Raw genomic sequence first — 520 nt, 5'->3', positions numbered from 1 at the left:
TTCGCCAACCTTTCCACCGCAAGCGATCTTGGTCAGCCACTCGTCGTGCAGGGCGGGCGGACCGGGCTTTCCGGCGCGTCACGGCCGTTTGCCGGTGAAGTCTCGCTATCGCTGGAGCGCATGAGTGGCGTCGAGTCACTCGATACGGCCTCCCAGACGATGATCGTTGCCGCCGGCACACCGTTGCAGGTCGTGCAGCAGGCGGCGAGCGATGCCGATCTCTTCTTCGGCGTCGATATCGGCGCCCGCGGTACGGCAACGGTTGGCGGCAATATCGGCACCAATGCCGGCGGCATACGTGTATTGCGCTACGGCATGTACCGGGCGCAGGTCATGGGCGTCGAGGCGGTGCTGCCGGACGGGACGGTGCTTTCCTCGCTGAAGGGCCTGCCGAAGGACAATTCCGGCTACGATCTCAGTCCACTGTTCATCGGTACCGAAGGCACGATCGGCGTGATCACCCGCGCCTGCCTGAAGCTGCACCCGAAGCCAAAGATCGAGCGTAATGCCTTCCTTGCAA

The 520-nt window shown here is 63.8% G+C and carries 1 protein-coding gene; it reads left to right on the top strand.

The genetic code is table 11. The annotated features are described in order from the left end of the window. The coding region (locus KVS69_RS18695; RefSeq protein WP_217539476.1) for an FAD-binding oxidoreductase at window positions 1-520 on the top strand (520 nt) is incomplete at both ends.

Origin of the sequence: Stenotrophomonas sp. GbtcB23 (assembly GCF_019091045.1) — a bacterium.
Classification (GTDB): Bacteria; Pseudomonadota; Gammaproteobacteria; order Xanthomonadales; family Xanthomonadaceae; genus Stenotrophomonas; species Stenotrophomonas rhizophila_A.
Note: the sequence above shows the minus strand (reverse complement) of the source record. Positions and strands in the feature narration are given on the sequence as shown.